Consider the following 20,499-nt stretch of genomic DNA (forward strand, 5'->3'; position numbering starts at 1 on the left):
GTTGCCATTCTGCACACAAAAAAACGGAAACCGACGGCCGGTCTCCGTTGCTTTTTTTTTAGTGAATGGCCTCGTTGTTCATTTCTACCGGTGCTGCATCAATTGCATCCGTTTCATCCTCGACGGGGACACGTTCCACTTTCGCCCCCAATTGCCGCAATTTCTCGTGAAAGTCGACATACCCGCGGTCAATATGGCGAAGTTCCATTAACGTGGTTTCTCCTTCGGATACGAGCCCGGCAATGACAAGAGCTGCGGCTGCCCGCAAATCCGTTGCGGAAACTTCTCCTCCCGTCAGGCGAGTAGGTCCCGTGACGATGGCTGAGCGGTCCTCAATTTTAATGGAAGCATTCATTCGCCGAAATTCTTCCACGTGCATGAAACGATTTTCAAAAACCGTTTCGGTGACGACGCCGGTTCCTTTCGCTTGTGTAAGCAAAGTCATGAACTGCGCTTGCATATCTGTCGGGAAGCCGGGATGTGGCAAGGTTTTAACGTCCACCGGCCGTAAAATATCCGGGCCGATGACACGCATGCCATGGTCCTTTTCTTCAATAATAACACCCATCTCCCGCATTTTTGCAACGAGCGGACGCAAATGTTCAATAAGCGCGCCTTCTACAAACACATCTCCGCCCGTAATGGCTGCCGCTACCATAAATGTTCCGGCTTCCACTCGATCGGGAATGATGGTGTGGTCAGCAGCTTCCATGTGATCGACCCCATCGATGCGAATCGTGTCTGTACCGGCACCTCGTACAATGCCGCCCATGGCGTTCAAGTAATTGGCGAGACACACGATTTCAGGCTCTTCAGCCACATTTTCAATAATCGTCGTTCCTTCAGCCATGGCTGCAGCCATCATAATATTTTCCGTTGCGCCCACACTCGGGAAATCAAGGTAGATTTTTGCCCCTTTTAAACGATCATCCACGCGGGCTTCAATATAGCCTTGACCGATTTCAACTTTTGCGCCCATTGCTTCAAAACCTTTTAAATGTTGATCAATCGGTCTCGATCCGATCGCACAACCACCGGGTAGCGCAACATTTGCGCGTCCGGTACGCGCAAGCAACGGACCCATAACCAAGAATGAAGCACGCATTTTTCGGACATACTCAAACGGGGCATTCGGGCGCAACGTATTTCGCTCCGCATTTGCTTTGAACACGCCGTCTTCGTATGATACATCCATTTGCAAGTGATTCAATACATTTTTCATCGTGTATACGTCTGCTAAAGGAGGCACATCATAGATGGTGCTGGTTCCTTTTTCGGCCAACAAAGAAGCTGCAAGTACAGGGAGAACTGCATTTTTCGCGCCTTCAGTCCGCACTGTACCTTTTAGCTTCTTTCCCCCTCGAACAATAATTTTTTCTTCCAACGTATTCCCCTCCGCGTCCAGTAATCATTTTTCCGCATGTGCTTATCGGTCATTGACGAACAAACCGTATTGGATCGCTAGGCAACCATTCATTTGGTTTATCCTATTCATTTGCTTAATTAGGCGTTCCCTTTGCCGAAGAGAGAAATCATGCCCATTCCACCCGTTTTCGATGCAATTCGACAAAAACGAACCAATAAGTAATAAAGTGTGTCCCGTAAAATTTGACGACATTGTCCACTAAACGTTACATCTCATCTTCAAAATTTTCTTCCCTTGTCAATCTCTTCCCAGTCCGTTATCCGGTTAAACATTGTGTAACTTTTTGTATTGGTACGTCGATTTCCGTTGATTTATCGTTATTGTTTACAATTGTGCTCATGGCATACTTCATGCCGCTCAATCTTTTTAGAAAAAATAACGAAGATTTAGTGCATGGTTTAAGTAATCAAGGAAAAAACTGCTAACTAAATGGGTGATCGAAATGGCCACCAGGAAAAACAGCATGGTTCCTTTCGCCCCGTGCGGATGTCGAACAAGGACATCAAATTTAAAGGCCTGTAAGCTCCACCAAACGATAACCAACACGAACAGGTTAAAGAAAATATGTAGCAAAGCTTGTTGTCCGAATTCAATTTCACCCGGCATTCGTTTCAACGTTCCTTTCTTTGCTCCGCGCTTTTTGGTTCGCACATATATATGCGAACCCTTATCTATTGCACGTTCGTTAGAATTGACCCCCTGTACGGTTTATCCCGGTGATATGCGAGAGTTAACGGCGACTAACCATCGTGGAAAACCCACCCTCTGATGGAAGTCTCACTTTACTTGTACAGCAATAAAATTATACCAAAAGAAATATGCGTTGTCGACTACGCCTTCAAGCTATTTGTTACAAATCTGTATCCATCTGAATGTATTCGAAAGGTTTGTTTTTATGCAGGTATGCGAAAAATGGAATTCACTTTGAGGAAATAACATATTTTCCGTGGATAATTTGTTATTTCCCGCGGGTATTTACATATTTCCTGCGGATATTCCAGTATTTCCTGTCGATAATGCATTAGAAAACTTTGCTTTTCGCAAAGCTTTGATGGCGAAATCCTTCGCCCAACTTATGCAGGTAATAAAGGTGATTTATACTTTTGTATGAAAACCATTTTGACTAGATGGCAATAGGAAACTAGGCCCTAAAAATTGATTTTGTAGGACTAAAACGTAAATATCTTATTCGGTAAGATCTATTTAAGCTGTTTCTGGGTCAGCACTTGAAACGGTATATCCTTTCTTTTTGAGGTGTTCGATCATTTTAAGCTCTTTATTTTCTTGCCTTTGATGAACGTACTCAGGGCCTAGTTCCTGATACGGTTCACCGGTTTTTAAGTTACGGTTCACCGGTTTTTAAGATGTTATACGCGATGGTTACGATTAGATGAGCGGAAGCGAAATGGGCTTTTTTCTTGCCTTGCCGTTTCATAATTCTTTTCTGGTGTGCAGAAATTCGATTGGTTTGCCTTGCTGTAGTCAGAGCACATTGTACCGCCATGGTCTGTAATGCCTTGTTCCCTTTTGTGGTTTTACTTCCTTTTTTTTACCAGCACTTTCGTTGTTTCCAGGACTTAATCCAGCCCAGGAAGCGAGGTGCTTGGAAGACTTAAATACAGACATGTCCACGCCCATTTCAGCGATGAAAGTAGCCGCGCCTGATTGATCTACACCTGGAATTGTGTCCAAAAGGTCGACTTCCTTGCGATAAGGCGCTAAGCTTTGGTCGATTTGTTCCTCTAAGTTTTGGATCATTCCCTCAATATACAGCATATGATCCCAGTGATACTGCAGCATATCACGATGATGACGGCGCACCCGTCCATTGATCGCTTTGGCAATGTCATCGAGACTAGCTTTCGTTCGCCAGTGGACCATTTCCTGAAGATTCTTCTTCTCGATCTTCTCACCATTGATGATCGCTTCGAGGATCCGGCGTCCAGATAAACCAAAGATATTGGACAGAACCGACGTCAGCTTGATATTGGCATCTTGAAGGATTTTGTGGATGCGATTTTGCTCAGCTGTGCGCTGATGCGTCAGTTTCTTTCGATAACGCGTCAGGTCGCGTAAATCGCGAATATCCTCGGGGGGAACAAAATTGCTTTCGATCAATCCACTTCTCAATAGTTTGGCTAACCATTCGGCATCTTTGACATCGGTTTTACGACCAGGAACATTTTTAACATGGTTAGCGTTAGCAAGAATAAGCTGAAAATCACTTTCTAAAATGTTCCATACAGGTTTCCAGTAGACACCGGTACTTTCCATGACAAGATCTGTGACCTTCAGGGATGTGAGCCAATCATTCAATTCCAACAATCCTGGTGTAGTGGTTGAAAATGATTGGATGGACTTCTCCGGCTTTTTGTCTAATGGTCCAAATAAAGCACAAGCGACAATGGTTTCCTGGTGTACATCTAGGCCTGCACACCTTTCAATCATAGCTTCCATGGGAAAAACCACCTTCCTACGTAATTGAACAATACAAATGACAGTCGTTCGGTTTCAAAATTTTTGTATACGTGCTAGCAGCACAATAGATGGTTCTTTCATACTGTCACAACCAGTTTCTTACACAGGGTATCTTTTTCAAGATCCACCAAAAAGCATTCAGCCTGGCTGTATTGTTAGTCAAGATATTGCCAATTCATAAAGATGGCATACTCCCATTTTGAGCTAACAACCATTTTCATTGTAGATGGTGGCTACGAGGAGCGTAGCCACATTGTTTCTTACCTGCTAAAAAAGAACCGGAAGAGCGATTCCGCTCGCTCTTCCGGTTCTTTTTATTTGCTCTCTGCTACTTTTAGGCGGATTTCTGCGCGTGACAACGCTTGTTGTGCACGTTTTTTATCGATATCTTCATCGTCTTGATTGAGACGATTTTCCGCTCGTTCTTTTGCCTTTTGCGCACGGTCCACATCAATATCCTCAGGGAGTTCCGCCGTCTCGGCAAGAATGGTGACTTGATCGGGCCGGACTTCCAAAAATCCCCCGTTTACCGAAATGCTATCTTCTGTGCCATCATTTTTCACACGCACGGCACTGGTCACGAGCGGCGCAACTAAAGGAACATGCCGAGGCAAGACGCCGATTTCGCCTGATTCCGTTTTCGCCGAGACGATATCGGCGTCATTATCATATACGTTCCCGTTTGGGGTAACGACGTTCACACTCGTTTTCAACGTAATCGTCCTCCTTTACCCACGGGTTTAGGCCATTTCTTCCGATTTTTTCGTCACATCTTCAATCGGACCGACGAGGCGGAAAGCGTCTTCCTGAACATCGTCATGTTTTCCGTCAAGAATCTCCCTAAAGCCACGGATGGTTTCTTTCACCGGCACGTAAGATCCCTTTTGGCCGGTAAATTGTTCGGCCACGTGGAAATTCTGGGAAAGGAAAAACTGAATGCGACGTGCGCGAGAAACGGTCAACTTATCATCTTCGGATAACTCGTCCATCCCGAGTATCGCGATGATGTCTTGTAGTTCACGGTATTTTTGCAGGGTTTGCTGCACTTCTTGCGCCACTTGGTAATGCTCTTCCCCGACAATTTCCGGAGCAAGTGCTCTGGACGTTGAATCCAATGGGTCCACAGCAGGGTAAATCCCCATATCCGAAAGGCTACGGTCGAGGTTTGTCGTTGCATCCAAGTGGGCAAACGTTGTTGCCGGTGCCGGATCCGTATAGTCATCGGCAGGGACATAAATCGCTTGGATCGATGTAACGGATCCTTTTTTTGTCGTCGTAATCCGTTCTTGAAGTTGCCCCATTTCCGTTGCCAATGTTGGCTGATACCCAACGGCGGATGGCATACGCCCGAGGAGGGCGGAAACCTCTTGCCCTGCTTGTGTAAAACGGAAAATATTATCGATGAAAAGAAGCACGTCCTGGCCTTCTTCGTCACGGAAATGTTCCGCCATCGTAAGGCCGGTTAGCGCCACACGCATACGGGCACCCGGCGGCTCATTCATTTGTCCGAAAACCATCGCTGTTTTTTCAATGACCCCGGAGTCTTTCATTTCATAATAAAGGTCATTTCCTTCACGGGTACGTTCGCCAACGCCGGCAAAAACGGAAATCCCGCCATGCTCTTGGGCAATGTTATTGATTAACTCCTGGATTAATACGGTTTTTCCAACCCCGGCGCCGCCAAAAAGACCGATTTTCCCGCCTCTAACGTAAGGCGCTAGCAAATCGACGACCTTAATGCCAGTCTCAAGTACTTCCGTACCTGTCGTAAGCTCCGTAAACTCCGGGGCTTCACGATGTATAGGCTTTCGTTCTACTTCGTCGCCAACCGGCTCATCCAGGTCGATATTTTCCCCTAAAACATTAAAGACACGGCTTAGGGTAGCGTTACCGACCGGTACGGAAATGGGTGCACCCGTGTCACGGACAAGCGCTCCACGCTGCAAGCCTTCACTTGCACCCATGACGACCGTGCGCACGTTATTATCCCCTAAGTGAAGAGCCACTTCGAGTGTTACATCGGACGTTTCTTTATCGCTTTGGTATACGTTGAGGGCGCTATTCAATTCCGGAAGCTCACCGCTCTCAAAGTGAACGTCAATAACCGGCCCCAGCACTTGGGTGATATATCCTTCACTCATCTTTTTACCTCCTTGCTTATCTGGTTGTCACGTTGTCCCGATGGTTACTCCAATGCTGCAGCCCCACCGACGATTTCATTGATTTCTTGCGTAATTGCGGCTTGGCGAGCGCGATTGTAAGACAATTGAAGCTCATCCAAGAGGTTGTCCGCGTTGTCGGAGGCTGCTTTCATCGCCGTCATCCTGGCTGCGAACTCTGCCGCTTTTGCGTCCAGCAACGCACCGTAAATTAAGGTTTCGGAATACTGAGGGAGCAACCGCTCAAGAATCGCATTTTCCGAAGGCTCATATTCATAGTTGGTCGTTGCCCCTACGGTTTCTTCAAGTTGCCCGGCCAAATCCGTTAAAGGCAAAAGTTTTGTCTCCGTCACATCCTGACGCATCGTGTTGACGAAATGGTTATACCAGATAAACAGTTCGTCAATGCTCTCCTCTTCAAACATGCCGACAGCCTTGCGGGTAATCGCTTTTACTTCATCAAAGGACGGGTTATCCGACAAGCCCGTGTATTCCATTTCAACCGGAAACCGCAATCGTTTCACTAGATCACGGCCAATTTTCCCAATGATTATAATCGTGTATTCATCCGTCGATTGATGACGCTCAGCGATTGTGTGCCGTAAAGACCGTATCAGATTGGAGTTATAACCGCCTGCCAATCCTTGATCCGATGTGACGACGAGGTAGCCGGTTTTTTTAACCTCACGCTGCTCCATCATCGGGTGGCTGGCATCAGAATCTCCCATGGCAATACTCGCCACTACTTCCTGGATTTTGTTCATATAAGGCTCATAAGCCTGCGATTTCGTTTGCGCCCTTGATTGTTTTGAAGCAGCGACCATTTGCATCGCGCCCGTGATCTGCTTCATATTTTTTGTAGAGCCAATTCGATTTTTTATTTCACGGAGTGAAGCCAATCTCGAATCACCACCTTTTCACATCGGTCTTTATTCATCAGAAGGGTGGAAGATTTGCTTAAAGTCTTCGATCGCCTTATCGAAGTCTTCTTTTTCCGGCAATGTACCCTTTTGACGAATGTGATCGAGCACTTGTTTATTGTTTTGTTGCATATGCGTATACAACTCTTTTTCAAAACGGCGAACATCTTCTACCGGAATGTCATCCATAAAACCGTTCACAAGTGCGTAAATGATTGATACTTGGTACTCGACGGGTAACGGTTGATTTAAGTCTTGCTTTAGCAATTCCATCGTTCGCTCGCCCCGGTTTAACTTCTCCTGAGTCGATTTATCCAGTTCGGACCCAAACTGGGCAAATGACGCTAACTCACGGTAAGACGCCAAATCGAGACGCAACGTACCGGCGACTTTTTTCATGGCTTTCAGCTGTGCCGAACCGCCAACACGGGATACGGAAGCTCCGGCGTTCACCGCTGGCCGCTGACCGGAGTTAAATAGCCCGGACTCCAAGAAAATTTGTCCGTCGGTGATGGAAATAACGTTTGTGGGGATATACGCGGAGATATCACCCGCTTGCGTTTCAATAAACGGCAATGCGGTCAATGAACCGCCGCCTTTCTCATCATTTAACTTCGCCGCTCTTTCCAGAAGACGAGAGTGCAAATAGAAAACATCTCCGGGATATGCTTCACGCCCAGGTGGCCGGCGAAGCAACAGGGAAAGCTCACGATAAGCAGCCGCTTGCTTTGTCAAATCATCATAGACGACGAGGACATGCTTGCCGTTATGCATAAATTCTTCGCCCATGGATGCGCCCGCATACGGAGCAAGATACAACAACGGAGCCGGATCAGAGGCGTTTGCCGCTACAACAATTGTATAGTCCAATGCGCCTTTTTGGCGAAAGGTCTCCACGAGTTGAGCAACAGTCGATTTCTTTTGCCCGATGGCGACGTAAATGCAAATAACGTCTTCTTCTTTTTGATTTAATATCGTGTCGATCGCCAGCGATGTTTTCCCGGTTTGGCGGTCCCCGATGATCAGTTCTCTTTGGCCGCGGCCAATGGGGACCATCGCGTCAATCGACTTAATCCCGGTCTGCAATGGTTCCTCAACGGATTTACGATCCATGACCGAGGGAGCCGGACTCTCAACGGGACGCGTTTTGTTTGTCCCTACATTTCCTTCTCCGTCCAAAGGCTGTCCAAGAGGATTAACGACCCGCCCAAGAAGTTCCTCGCCGACAGGAACCTCCATGATACGTCCGGTACGTTTAACCTCTTCGCCTTCGCGAATATCATCATAAGGTCCGAGGATAACGACCCCAACATTGTTTTCTTCAAGGTTTTGCGCCAAACCCATAACACCATTTGAGAATTCAAGCAACTCTCCGGACATGGCATTGCTCAAGCCATATACACGGGCAATCCCGTCACCAATCTCGATAATAGTACCTACTTCGCTGACTTCAACGTGCGATTGAAAATCTTCAATCTGATCCTTGAGCAGCGAACTAATTTCATCAGGTTTGATGCTCATTTACTTCACCCCTTCAGTTACCGATTTGTAGAGACGATTTTCCGTTCCATTCGCCGCAACATGCCTTGCACACTGCCATCGTAAACGGTATCTCCGATTCGAACGATCAAACCGCCGATCAGCTCTTCATCCTGATGCTCCGTCACGACGACTTGGCGATTGTTCACTTTTTTTGCAAACTGACGTGCAACCGCTTCTTTTTCTTTATCGGAAAGCTGCCGCACCGCGCGCACGTCTGCCCGCGCAATTTGAAACGCATCGTCCGTAAGATTTTGAAATGCGTGAACGAGGGAATCAATCATCTGGATACGACCGCGATCTGCTAATACGAAAAGCATATTCATGATGAAAGGATGGCTATCGGAAAATCCTTTTTCCAAAAGTGATTGCTGATCTTTCTTTGACATCTTCGGATGTGCCAGAACTTTATACAGTGCCGGCACGGAATGAAAAACGGTTCGCACGCCGTGCAGTTCTTCGTTGATCTGCTGGGTAACACCATTTTCATTCGCCAGTTCAAATAGTGCCTTCGCATAACGATTTGCTACTGCCGGTGTACTCATTCATTACCAACTTCTTTTAAATAGCTATCAATGAGTTTCTCTTGCTCGCCTTCATCCAGTTCCTTTTCGATCACCTTCGTAGCAATCGCTACCGAGAGGCTGGCGACTTGATCTCGGACGGATTCCAACGCTTGTTCTTTTTCTCGATTAATATCTGCAGCTGCCGCTTCTTTTAGACGTTCTCCTTCTGCTTTTGCATTATCGAGAATCTCTTTCGCTTGTTGCTCGCTCATTTTATTCGCGTTATCAATCATTGCTTGCGTATCTTCACGCGCTTTTTTCAATTCTTCGCGTTGTTGCTCAAGATATTGTTCAGCTTCCGCGCGGCTTTTTTCGGCATTATCCAGGTTATCATTGACTTGCTGTTCTCGTTTTTTCATCACGCCGAGAAGCGGTTTTAACGCCCAGCGGCTGACAACCCAAATGAGCAATGAGAAGATAAGCAACTGGTACAATGCATTGCCCCACTGAATATCCGCTATAAATTCCATCATATCCATACCCTATCTCACTCCTTCCAGCGATACATAAGGAATGGCGAAGGTTCCCCCGGGAAACGTCATCGCCATTCCTATAGCCTTATCTGTTATCCGCCGATGCCGAATACCAACATGAATGAAATCGCGATAGCGATAATCGGCACGGCTTCTGCAAGCGGAATACCAATGAACATAAGCGTCTGTAATGTTCCCCTTAGTTCCGGTTGACGGGAAACCCCTTCTAAAACACCTTTTACGATGATCGCGACGGCAATACCCCCGCCAATCGCTGCGAGTCCTGCTGCAATCCCTGCTGCCAATTGAGCCATTGAATAAATCCTCCTTTAATATAGTAAAAAAAATATTGATAACATACCCATAGTACAGAGATCAGATTTCAGAGGCCAGATGACTTGTCTGCCTTCCGGCTTCCGACGTCTGACTTCTGGAACGGGCAGGCGTTATTCACGTCTTAATGCGATTCAACTTTGTGTGCCATGTAAACCATCGAAAGCATGGCAAAAATAAACGCTTGCAAGGCACCGATGAAAATACCGAATGCCAGCCACGGGGCTAACGGAATCCATGCCAGCAAGATGCCTACCGTTCCTAAACCCGTGAGAGAAATGATCAACATCGTGACGAGCTCTTTTGCGAAAATGTTTCCAAACAGACGCAAGCCGAGCGTCAGGAAGTTTGAAAATTCCTCGATGATCTTAAACGGAAATAGAATCGGCGACGGGCGAAAGTAATCGGCAAAATACTCCTTCGCTCCCCTTAGCTTAAATCCGTAAATGTGCGTGAGAATAATCACAAACGCAGCCATCGTAAGCGTCAGAACAGGATCCGACGTTGGTGAGTTCCATAATGCGTAGTGCTCTGTTTCAGTTGCCAACTCGAAAGGGATCCCAAGCATATTGGCCACAAATATATAAAACAAGAGCGTGTACGCCAATGCAATAAATCTTCCACCCTTATCCCAGGCCATGTTCGATGTGATGATGTATTTTGTGAAATCCATGACCCATTCAATGAAGTTTTGCAAACCGGTCGGCCGCATCGCGAGCTTTCTCGCGCCGACAATACTGAAAATCGCTACGATGAGCGCGGCGACAGTTGACATGAATATCACGGAAAAACTAAAATGCAGATCCAGATCAAAACCGCCGATCTCCCAGGTCAAGGTTAAATCCTCATGCACTTTGTTCACCTCTCTTTTTGTAATTGTAAGAACATATCCACCATAATGTAGAGATAAAGACCCGCGTATCCTGCTAATACGGCTGCTAGGTGAAATGTTTCGGAAAAGACAATTGCAAGGGCAACCGCGATTGCGACCAAACCGTATCGAATGACAAGTCCGGATACTGTAACCAAGTATGAAAACACACCGGGCGATTCCCTTTCGGCAACTTTATCAAAAACAAATGCTTTAATAAAAATAGAAGCAAAGCTCAGCAAGCAGGAAACAACACCGAGCAAAAAACCTAACGAAAGAGAATGGTACGATGTCAGGAAGAAAACGAGAATACTTATAAAAGCGGCAACCATCGTAACCAAGCAGTAAAGCTTCATCCTATGTTGGAGAAATGGCATTAATCATCGTCTCCCAAAAAGGGCTTGACCGCACGTACCACTCCATAGAAACCGGCCGATATCCCCAGTAACATGCCTATGATGACAAAGACAGGTGATGTATCGAAGTTACTGTCGAGCCAATACCCGAGCAAAACCCCGCCCACCACCGATCCGACAATGGACGACAAAATGGCGGATACGAGCACTGAACTACGCAAAGGATTACGTTTCCCGTTACCTTTGGGCATGAAGTCTCTCCCTTCGACCGTCTTTTCCATCAAAACTTAAGTGAATCGCCAATCAGATTATCCTTTGTAATCGTACAATAGGGACTACCTCCTGTCAACGGCTCAAATTCGTTAGAAGCGGGAAGCAGCAAGGATTCTGGTATGTTTCAATGTGTCAAAACGATGACAATTGCAATTGCCCCCTAGGAGCTGCTATTCTTCGACAACTGCCATTTTCGTTTCCAACGTGTCCTCACGATCTTTATATTTCGCATAAACGATGACATGGTAGATTCCCGGGTCTAAATCAAGCTCATCAGCGTGGAATTCTTTTTCAAATGGTCCTTCGGGAAGATTTTTTTGACGGTCAAGGGTTCCGACGTATGCGAACGTATCCGGCTCATAAAGAGTGATTTCCAGTTCTTCAGCCCCACCGGGCAAGAAAACTTCATACATCCAATAATCGCGGTCAGGCACTTTGGCAAATTGAAATCCGCTGAGCCGCGGATAATCCGGTTCATCACTAAAGAGAAGAAATGGGAGGGAGACGTCTTGTTTCCCACCACTGACGTTGATTTCACCATCAATGCGCTTAAAGTCGATGATATCCGGTTGGATTTCAACTTTAACGGTTGCCGTTTGTTTTTCTCCCGGATCCAATGTGATCGGCATCGGCATTTTCCAATTTAAACCGGTCCCTAAAGAAGTTGGAACATCGAAAGAATACGTCCGTTGGTGCGCGCTCTGATTCTCAATGGTAATGTCCCTTTCCAAACGCTGATCTGATTCACCCGCTTCCCATACGCCAAAAGACAGGGTTCCGGGGTAAACAAGCGTATCATTTTCAATCGCGGCTCCAATGTCCACACGTCCTGCGCCTTGGACAAACGGTGGATAAATTTCCCCTTCATCGGTAGAGAGAGAAATGGCCGTGTTCATCAGCGTCGCTTTCACCTGTTCCGCCCCCCAATCCGGATGCGCTTGTTTTATCAGTGCCGCAGCCCCTGCAATGTGTGGCGCTGCCATGCTCGTGCCGTTTAATCCTTGGTACCCTTCCGGAACCGTACTATCAATATCTACACCGGGCGCGACAACATCGGGTTTAATATCCCACGTTTGTGTCACCGGTCCGCGGGAACTGAACATAGCCATATGATCGGTTTCTTCTACATAATTGGTTTCAATGACGACTTCCTTATTTTCATTGTCGTTTATCGCTTTTTTTAATTGATTGCCTGCTTTATTATCAATAGCCGCGGCTGTGATGTCCATCTCCTCTTCCATCCCGGCCATCAGCGGCCCCGGTATATTATTCATAAGCAAAATCGCATCAGCCCCGGCATCGCTCGCATTTTCTATTTTGGCTTGGATCGGAATCCCTCCGCGTTCGATCAATACGGCGCGGCCACGTATGTCTGTCAAGTCTTCCGGTAAGCCAAGACCGCCGTCAACGATGTTTAACCTTCTTTTCATATTCCATGGTGAAGCCCCCTGTATCGGTTGCAAGTCCAGCTCACGGTCTTCTTCATTAATTTCGGGTACCGTTAACTGCGGGACTTTTAACGGTGGGGTTGAAGCGCCGACGGAAATTGATTTTTCCGATGTTCCGGGTGACCCTACGCTCCACATGTCAGGACCGCTGTTGCCGCTTGAAGTAACCGTGATTACCCCGGCTTCCGCCGCTTCATCCAAAGCTTTGCTCGTCGGCCAATCGGGCCCGTTTACAGGATTCCCTAATGAGAGATTCAAAACGTCTACACCATCAACTACCGCGCGATCAATCGCTTCAAGAATATGTTCCGTCGACCCTTGGCCTTCAGGACCCAATGCTCGGTATGCATAGAGGTCCGCGTCAGGAGCCACTCCCCGGACACTTCCATTCGCAGCGATAATCCCCGCAACATGTGTCCCGTGAAAAGTAATCGCTTTGCTCTTCACTTTCGTTTCCATCGGATCATGATCGTCATCGATCACATCATAACCGTCCACGTAATTTTTTTGTAAATCCGGATGATTGTAATCAATGCCCGTGTCGATGACGCCGACCTTTATCCCGTGACCGCTAAGCTGAATGCCTAAGTCGTCAAGCTGTGTGCGTATATCTTCAGCGCCGATAAAGGGCACACTTTCCCTTAAGGCATGATCATATTGAACACTTTCGTCGACACGACTTACACCCGGGACGTTTTCCAATTGATCGACACTTGTCTCGGGAAGGGTGTAAGCCATGCCAAGAAAAGCAGATGAAAATATGTAGTCCGGCTCGTAATCGGTACGATCTTGAATTTCTTCTTGGACGATTTCCAGATCATCGTCGACGTGTACGATCACAGTTTTCGCTTCTCCTTGGCCCTGAACATCACTGCCTACGCTTAGAGCCAGGCCAGCGAAAGCCAGAATAAATAATAAACGCCAACGAAATTCCATGTGAGCCCTCCTAGTGTGGGTTAGAGGTGAGAAGTGGGAGGTGGGAGGTGGGAGATCCATCTTCGCCATCCGCTGCCTCTAACTGCTAAAGAATGCCGGACCCTCATAGTTTGTTCGTTCCTTGCAAAATTCATGCAGATGGAATGGAGAGGGGTTTATGACGACCGAAGTGCTCGGCTTCGTTCGAGCTCGGTCACCATGGGCTGCTCATGGCGACCGTAATGCCCCGCTTCGCTCTAGTTCGGGTGCCATGGCCGCTTCATGGCGACCGAAATACCCAACTTCGCTCGAGTTCGGTCGCCATGACCGCTTCATAGTGACCGTAATGCCCGGCTTTGTTCTAATTCGGGCACCATGACCGCTTCATGACGACTGAAAAGAGGCATTCCAGTTTAGTTCGGGCTCCATGGCCGCTTCATGGCGACCGTTACCCCCTGCTTCGCTCGAGTTCGGTCGCCATGACCGACACGCGCACACCAAAAAACCGCCACTTTTCATGGCGGCGAGCTTCAGCTTTCTTATTTTGTTCCGAAGAGGCGATCACCTGCATCCCCTAACCCTGGAACGATGTAGCCTTTTTCATCTAACTTTTCATCCAATGCGGCAAGATAAATATCAACGTCCGGATGCGCTTTTTGAACTTCTCCGACCCCTTCGGGAGCTGCGATCAAGCACATCAGCTTCATGTTTTGTGCACCTCGTTGCTTCAAGGCATCGATCGCTGCCACGGCAGAACCCCCGGTGGCAAGCATAGGGTCAATAACAATGAGGTTGCGTTCTTCAATGTCTTTCGGAAGTTTAATATAATATTCGTGAGGCACAAACGTCTTCGGATCACGGTAAAGTCCTACATGGCCCACCCTTACGTTCGGCATTAATTTAAGTATTCCGTCCATCATACCCAATCCTGCCCGCAAGATCGGGATAACTCCCAGTTTTTTGCCTGCGATCACTTTCGATGTGGAAGGCCCGACCGGTGTATTAACGGTCACTTCTTCGAGGGATAAATCCCTTGTAATCTCAAAAGCCATTAAAGAACCGACCTCATCCACCAATTCGCGAAACTGCTTCGTCCCGGTAGATATATCTCGGATATATGTGAGTTTATGTTGGATAAGGGGATGGTCAAAAACATAAATTTTTCCCAAGCGATTCACTCTCCTTTACGTATCCGCATCTTATATCCTTAGAAATTGTACAGAAAAAAAGAAACAGCATCAAGTAGCGACCTGCCATTTTGATGGACAGGTCGCTCAACTGTACACTTATGCATACAATGGATACTTATTCGTCAAGGCGCTCACGCGATCACGCGCTTCTTTTTGCTTCGCGTCATCATCCATATTTTTTAACACTAAGCCAAACAACGCGCCGATTTCATCCATATCCTCTTCTTGAAAGCCACGTGTCGTGACCGCTGCTGTGCCGAGTCGAATGCCGCTCGTGACAAACGGGCTTTCAGGATCGAAAGGTACCCCGTTCTTATTCGCGGTCAAACCTACATCATCCAATGCTTTTTCAGCTACTTTTCCGGTCAGATTCAAGCTTTGCAAGTCCAAGAGCAACAGGTGATTATCGGTACCGCCGGAAACAAGGTTGATGCCTTCGTTTTGCAAGGCAACGCCTAGACGTTTGGCATTTTTTATAATTTGATCTGCATACGTGGCAAAAGAAGGCTCTAGCGCTTCTTTAAAAGAAACTGCTTTGGCAGCAATCACATGCATGAGCGGACCGCCCTGCATTCCCGGAAATACCATCTTGTCGATTTTCTTCGCAAATGTTTCCTCACAAAGAATTAAGCCGCCCCGAGGGCCACGCAATGTTTTATGAGTTGTCGTTGTAACGAATTGGGCGTGAGGAACAGGGCTCTGATGCTTACCTGCAGCGACCAAACCTGCAATATGTGCCATATCAACCATGAGATACGCACCTACATCGTCTGCGATTTCCCGGAATTTCTTAAAGTCAATTTCCCGAGGATATGCAGAAGCGCCGGCGACGATTAATTTTGGCGAATGTTCACGGGCCGTCTCCAATACTTTATCATAATTGATGCGCTGATCGTCTTCATTCACGCCGTAGTCGATAAAATTGTATTGAATGCCGCTAAAGTTAACCGGACTCCCATGTGTAAGATGTCCGCCATGGGATAAATTCATGCCAAGCACTTTGTCCCCGTGTTCCAAAATGGCAGAATAAACGGCCATGTTCGCCTGGGCACCGGAATGAGGTTGGACATTGACATGTTCAGCACCGAAAAGCTCTTTTGCCCGGTCCCGTGCCAAATTCTCCGCCACGTCCACATATTCACAGCCGCCATAATAACGGCGCCCCGGATAACCCTCCGCGTATTTATTCGTCAAAACCGAACCTTGGGCTTCCATGACTGCTTCGCTTGTAAAATTTTCGGAAGCAATCAATTCGATTTTATTTTTTTGCCGAGATTGTTCATCTTCAATGGCGGCGAAAATTTCCGGATCTTGTTGCTGAATATTCTTCATAATTCTATGTCTGCCCCTTTCAAACTGTAAAATGATGTATGTTTTTCATCAGGTGATAAGCGCCCGCTATTCCAGAGGTCGGACGTCGGAAGCCGGAATTCCGATGGAAGTCCATATGGCCTCTGAAGTCCGTTCTCCGAATGCCGACGTCCGGGAGGAAAGTGCTAGCTTCGGCGTTGCCACAGAAAGTGGCGATCTTAGCCAGCGTTCCTTAAAATCAGAGGGGGGCATAACCCACCCTTTGATGGAAGTTTCACTTTATTTTAACACGGAAAAGACCTTGTGGGCAGATAAGTTTTCTATTCGAATTCTACATACCTGCATCAGGATAACTTGCTCGCGGGCCGCCGATGTATTTCGGACGTGAGCGCGCCATCGTCACGGGAGCTTGGCCAATAAAAGCTTCACTGCCGCGAACCGGAACGGCAACATGCTTTAAATGCATGCCGATCAATGTCGCGCCGATGTCGACGCCTGCATCGGCACGTACAGCTTCCACAACAACCTTGTCATCTTCCTGAGCATATGCATACGTTGCGAGCGATCCGCCTGCTCTCCGGCAGGGAACGACCGACACAATCTCTAAATCATGGTTTTCTGCATAATCACGCGGGACGACAAGGGAGCGGTTAATGTGTTCACACCCTTGATAAGCAACGGTGCACCCGTTGTGTTTACGAAAGCGTTCAATGGCGTTAAAAACATCTGCTGCGATTTCTTCCGAACCCGAGCTGCCGATTCGTTCGCCTGCGATCTCACTCGTACTCGCACCAACGACGAGCAAGGATTTCGGGGACAATTGTGCTTGGGCATTCAATTCGTGCAGAAGTTTTTCCAAAACATTTCCGAGCGCTTCAATGCCCATACGTTCACCCCCTCGGCGTTATTTTTCCGTCTCCATCACTTTTTCCACTCTGTTTGCGTGACGACCACCTTCAAATTCAGTTGAAACCCATTTCTCCACAATTGCTTTTGCCAGGCCGGGACCAATGACTCTCTCCCCCATCGCGAGTACATTTGCTTGATTATGAAGCCTAGACATTTCTGCACTGAATACGTCGTTTACGAGCGCACAACGGATACCGGGAACTTTGTTCGCTGTCATCGACATTCCAATTCCCGTGCCGCAGATGAGGATTCCCGAGTCGTAATTTCCGGCTGCTACCTGCTCAGCCACAGGTCTTGCGAAATCCGGATAATCCACACTTTCTGCGCCATTCGTGCCAACATCTTTATATTCAATTCCTAAATCTTCGAGCAACGGTATGATCTCTTTTTTCAGCGACCAGCCGGCATGATCTGAGCCAATAATCATTTTCATCCTTTACAGCTCCCTTCCCCATTCTATACGTTCCAGCATTTGATTGATTTGCCCGGCGGTCCGTCGATACGCATCAAGGTCACCGCCAACCGGATCCGTTATATCTTCATGAAAGCCGCCGGCGCTTGCCAACGTCGTAATTTTATTTTCATGTTCAGGATATTGTTGTTTTATCTGCAAAGCTTGTGCCTGTGTCATTGTCCATACTAGATCCGCCCATTCCAACAACGATCTTGTTAATCGCTCGGCATGGTGCTCATCCAATGTGGCTCCATGTTCACGGACAACGATACGCGCGGGGGGAGCGGCCGAGCTACCTGCCAATGCCTGCATTCCGGCCGATTTCACTTCTAAGCCTGTCTCTTTCACGGTTAACAGCGCCTCAGCCATCGGACTGCGGCAAGTATTGCCCGTACAAACGAGCAAGACCCGCTTTACGGCCATGCTATTCCTCCTCGATCTTTGCTTTATCCCGGGGATAAGCGCCCCTCTAGTGGAAGCTTCTCTCTATTGTCATTTTAACATAGATGGGTTGCTCATGCCGCGGCTCACATGAATAGGGGACGAATCGTGTTTAACCCATATAATAAAAGGATCATGCCACCGAATAATTCACCCCAATTGCCAACATGAAGGCGCGTCAATCTTGCAAGGATCAGTCCTGTCCATGTTAAGACGGCACTCGATAAACCAAACGCGAAAATGACCGCAAATGTTTCAGCACCAAAGATCCCAAGTGAGATGCCGATGGAAAAACTGTCCAGACTAACGATAAAGGCAAATAAAAATAAGCCTGTGCCATGCAATTTTAAAATTGGCTTTTCTTTACTTTTATAGCTTGAAATCATCATTTGCAGCCCAATCCACACAAGAATAATCCCTGCGATAAAATAAACAACATCGAGGCTGTAGACATTTGCCATCCAATGACCAATTCCAATGCCGGCAAGTGGCATGAGCACGTGAAACAAACCTACCGTAATGCCAGTTTTAACAGCATGAATACGAAAGGCTTGAAAACCGAGTGCCATGGCTATCGAAAACGCATCCATCCCTAATACAATTGCCAATAATAACATACTGATCGATTCGGCCATCGCCGGACCCCCTGACTCTTACCAACTTATGCGGACAAGGGGGCGAATAGAAATCGGAGAGGCAAAAAATTGGGGATGAACAGTGAAGGTCCGGAAATCGGTGGGAGGCCTAAAAACGCCGCCGAAAGAAAAAGTAGCGTTCGACTGGTTGGAAAAAAACGATCTTTCAGCGATTGATGGTTCCATAGCATGTTCATGACGACTGAAAATGCTTCGGTTCTTCGATTTCGAACTCCAAGGCACATTCACGACACCCCGAACGGTCGGCGCTATCCTCGTTTTCATTATGCACAACAGCAACGAGCATCAATCAACTTAAGTATTCATGTGTAACAACCTTGAACAAATCAATCGTCCGCAAGTAATCTGCAATGGTCACGTACTCATTCGGTTGATGGGCGGTGTTTCCTTGAATACCGCTCCAAATCACAATCGGAAAATCTTTTTTATTTTTCATGAATTGAGAACCATCGGTATAGCCACTCATTCCCCGCGGTGTTTTTCGTTCGCCTGTTTCCGATTCGTAAACATCCAATAAAAAATCAACAAAAGCATGATCGGGCGTCGTTTGCATTGGAGGCAAATCATTTTCCACATGGATATCCGCGGATAACTCCGGGAGGTTTTCTTGAACCTCGTCAATGACGCTTCTTATGTCTGCAACGATCTCTTTATGATCCTGGGAAGGGACTGAACGAATATCTATCTTTAACGTACAGGAATCGGGAACAACGTTTGTGTTTGCCCCCGCGAAAATGACATTCATGCTAAAGGTAGGTTCACCAAGAAGTGGATCACGGCGGTGCTTCATCTGAAAACGTTCACTGAGAAGCGCATTCATGATTTCATTCATATGCATCAATGCGTTTACCCCGTGGTGCGGCCGAGAACCATGTGCCGTCTTTCCATAACAAGTAATCGCTACCCAGAGCGCACCCTTATGGGTGACAACGATCTCCGATTTCGTCGGCTCGGCAATGATCAAAGCATCGAGATCATCGGCATACCCTTCCTCAACGAGCTGCTTTGCTCCGACGGCACCGACTTCCTCTCCTACGGTTGCCAATAGCTTCACATCTCCCGCTAGTTTTACGCCCGCTTCTTTTAATTGGATCATTGCCATGACACACGCCATAAGGCCGCTTTTCATGTCACACGCTCCACGGGCATAAATCTTTCCATCCACTTCATCCGCCGCGAATGGATCATTGGACCATTGCCGATCGCCCGTTGGAACAACATCCATATGGCCGCTCAATCCGAGTACTTTATCCGTACTCCCATCCCCTTTAAGCGTGGCAATCAAATTCGTACGCCCATCAGAATAAGGGACACGTTCGGTTTGAATGCCATAATCAAAGAATAGTGCCTCAAGTTGTTCAGCTACCCGTTCCTCATTCCCCGGTGGATTGACCGTACCCGTTCGCAAAATAGCTTTCAGCCAATCGATTACTTTTGCTTGCTCCATTCTATCCCTCCCAATTTTTCTGCATGTTTCACGTGAAACAAAGCAATGAACTAGTGCAGAACGGCGTAAATAAAATGTCACCAACTATAAATTATGGTTCAAAAAAGTGTTGATTGTGCCCTAACGCAAGATTAAGGGTGAGGTGAGGTTAGGTCACGAACCGATCGGAATGGTGCCCTAAAGCAAGAACGCGGAAGCCGCTAGGTCACGAGCCGTGACTTGCACTTTAGGGGGTGAACTCAGGAAATTCAACCACTCAACACTAGTGCAGGGTGGTTGAATCTCTTGATCATACCAACCAAACTTGATTTGTTCTGACCTATTGGCACTTTAC

The 20,499-nt window shown here is 47.2% G+C and carries 21 protein-coding genes; all 21 read right to left on the reverse strand.

Features of this window, described 5'->3' with window-relative positions:
• Positions 1-58 precede the first annotated feature (58 nt).
• Complete coding sequence (gene murA, locus HUG20_RS18150) at positions 59-1,384, reverse strand: UDP-N-acetylglucosamine 1-carboxyvinyltransferase (RefSeq protein ID WP_246476468.1); 1,326 nt, start codon at positions 1,382-1,384, stop codon at positions 59-61.
• Between the two features lie 408 nt (positions 1,385-1,792).
• A complete protein-coding gene (locus HUG20_RS18155) occupies positions 1,793-2,077 on the reverse strand; it encodes a DUF1146 domain-containing protein (protein WP_246476469.1) in 285 nt (94 codons plus the stop codon).
• 831 nt (positions 2,078-2,908) lie between these two features.
• Positions 2,909-3,883: an IS110 family RNA-guided transposase gene (locus HUG20_RS18160; RefSeq protein ID WP_246476470.1), complete on the reverse strand. Its 975-nt coding sequence runs from the start codon at positions 3,881-3,883 to the stop codon at positions 2,909-2,911.
• Positions 3,884-4,218: 335 nt separating this feature from the next.
• Positions 4,219-4,617 carry a F0F1 ATP synthase subunit epsilon gene (locus HUG20_RS18165; protein ID WP_200086189.1) on the reverse strand — a complete coding sequence of 133 codons (399 nt, stop codon included), beginning with the start codon at positions 4,615-4,617 and terminating at the stop codon, positions 4,219-4,221.
• A 27-nt stretch (positions 4,618-4,644) separates the two neighbouring features.
• A complete protein-coding gene (gene atpD / locus HUG20_RS18170; protein WP_200086192.1) occupies positions 4,645-6,045 on the reverse strand; it encodes a F0F1 ATP synthase subunit beta in 1,401 nt (466 codons plus the stop codon).
• Between the two features lie 44 nt (positions 6,046-6,089).
• Positions 6,090-6,962 carry an ATP synthase F1 subunit gamma gene (gene atpG, locus HUG20_RS18175; RefSeq protein ID WP_200086194.1) on the reverse strand — a complete coding sequence of 291 codons (873 nt, stop codon included), beginning with the start codon at positions 6,960-6,962 and terminating at the stop codon, positions 6,090-6,092.
• Positions 6,963-6,992: 30 nt separating this feature from the next.
• Positions 6,993-8,504: a F0F1 ATP synthase subunit alpha gene (atpA, locus tag HUG20_RS18180; RefSeq protein WP_200086196.1), complete on the reverse strand. Its 1,512-nt coding sequence runs from the start codon at positions 8,502-8,504 to the stop codon at positions 6,993-6,995.
• 17 nt (positions 8,505-8,521) lie between these two features.
• Entirely contained in the window at positions 8,522-9,067 is a 546-nt protein-coding gene (locus HUG20_RS18185) for a F0F1 ATP synthase subunit delta (RefSeq protein WP_200086198.1), read from the reverse strand.
• Complete coding sequence (atpF, locus tag HUG20_RS18190) at positions 9,064-9,567, reverse strand: F0F1 ATP synthase subunit B (protein WP_343073187.1); 504 nt, start codon at positions 9,565-9,567, stop codon at positions 9,064-9,066. The genes HUG20_RS18185 and atpF overlap by 4 nt, the downstream gene beginning before the upstream one ends.
• 86 nt (positions 9,568-9,653) lie before the next feature.
• On the reverse strand, positions 9,654-9,875 hold the full coding sequence (gene atpE / locus HUG20_RS18195; RefSeq protein ID WP_200086201.1) for a F0F1 ATP synthase subunit C: 222 nt from the start codon (positions 9,873-9,875) through the stop codon (positions 9,654-9,656).
• Positions 9,876-10,018: 143 nt separating this feature from the next.
• A complete protein-coding gene (gene atpB / locus HUG20_RS18200; protein WP_200090588.1) occupies positions 10,019-10,669 on the reverse strand; it encodes a F0F1 ATP synthase subunit A in 651 nt (216 codons plus the stop codon).
• Positions 10,670-10,752: 83 nt separating this feature from the next.
• The gene (locus tag HUG20_RS18205; protein ID WP_200086210.1) at positions 10,753-11,142 is read right to left on the reverse strand and encodes an ATP synthase subunit I; all 390 of its coding nucleotides are present in this window, start codon (positions 11,140-11,142) and stop codon (positions 10,753-10,755) included.
• Positions 11,142-11,372, reverse strand: a complete 231-nt coding sequence (locus HUG20_RS18210) for an AtpZ/AtpI family protein (RefSeq protein ID WP_200086212.1) — start codon at positions 11,370-11,372, stop codon at positions 11,142-11,144. The genes HUG20_RS18205 and HUG20_RS18210 overlap by 1 nt, the downstream gene beginning before the upstream one ends.
• 192 nt (positions 11,373-11,564) lie before the next feature.
• Positions 11,565-13,778 carry a S8 family serine peptidase gene (locus HUG20_RS18215; protein WP_200086214.1) on the reverse strand — a complete coding sequence of 738 codons (2,214 nt, stop codon included), beginning with the start codon at positions 13,776-13,778 and terminating at the stop codon, positions 11,565-11,567.
• 518 nt (positions 13,779-14,296) lie between these two features.
• Complete coding sequence (upp, locus tag HUG20_RS18220) at positions 14,297-14,926, reverse strand: uracil phosphoribosyltransferase (protein ID WP_200086216.1); 630 nt, start codon at positions 14,924-14,926, stop codon at positions 14,297-14,299.
• A gap of 117 nt (positions 14,927-15,043) precedes the next feature.
• The gene (gene glyA / locus HUG20_RS18225) at positions 15,044-16,279 is read right to left on the reverse strand and encodes a serine hydroxymethyltransferase (protein ID WP_200086217.1); all 1,236 of its coding nucleotides are present in this window, start codon (positions 16,277-16,279) and stop codon (positions 15,044-15,046) included.
• A gap of 310 nt (positions 16,280-16,589) precedes the next feature.
• Entirely contained in the window at positions 16,590-17,144 is a 555-nt protein-coding gene (locus HUG20_RS18230) for a TIGR01440 family protein (RefSeq protein WP_200086219.1), read from the reverse strand.
• An 18-nt stretch (positions 17,145-17,162) separates the two neighbouring features.
• Complete coding sequence (gene rpiB, locus HUG20_RS18235; RefSeq protein ID WP_200086221.1) at positions 17,163-17,600, reverse strand: ribose 5-phosphate isomerase B; 438 nt, start codon at positions 17,598-17,600, stop codon at positions 17,163-17,165.
• A 3-nt stretch (positions 17,601-17,603) separates the two neighbouring features.
• Positions 17,604-18,044, reverse strand: a complete 441-nt coding sequence (locus HUG20_RS18240; protein WP_200086223.1) for a low molecular weight protein arginine phosphatase — start codon at positions 18,042-18,044, stop codon at positions 17,604-17,606.
• Positions 18,045-18,148: 104 nt separating this feature from the next.
• Positions 18,149-18,697, reverse strand: a complete 549-nt coding sequence (locus HUG20_RS18245; RefSeq protein WP_200086225.1) for a manganese efflux pump MntP — start codon at positions 18,695-18,697, stop codon at positions 18,149-18,151.
• Positions 18,698-19,007: 310 nt separating this feature from the next.
• A complete protein-coding gene (locus tag HUG20_RS18250) occupies positions 19,008-20,165 on the reverse strand; it encodes an ArgE/DapE family deacylase (RefSeq protein ID WP_200086227.1) in 1,158 nt (385 codons plus the stop codon).
• Positions 20,166-20,499: the final 334 nt, after the last annotated feature.

The organism is Salicibibacter cibi (assembly GCF_016495865.1).
GTDB classification, from domain to species: Bacteria; Bacillota; Bacilli; order Bacillales; family Marinococcaceae; genus Salicibibacter; species Salicibibacter cibi.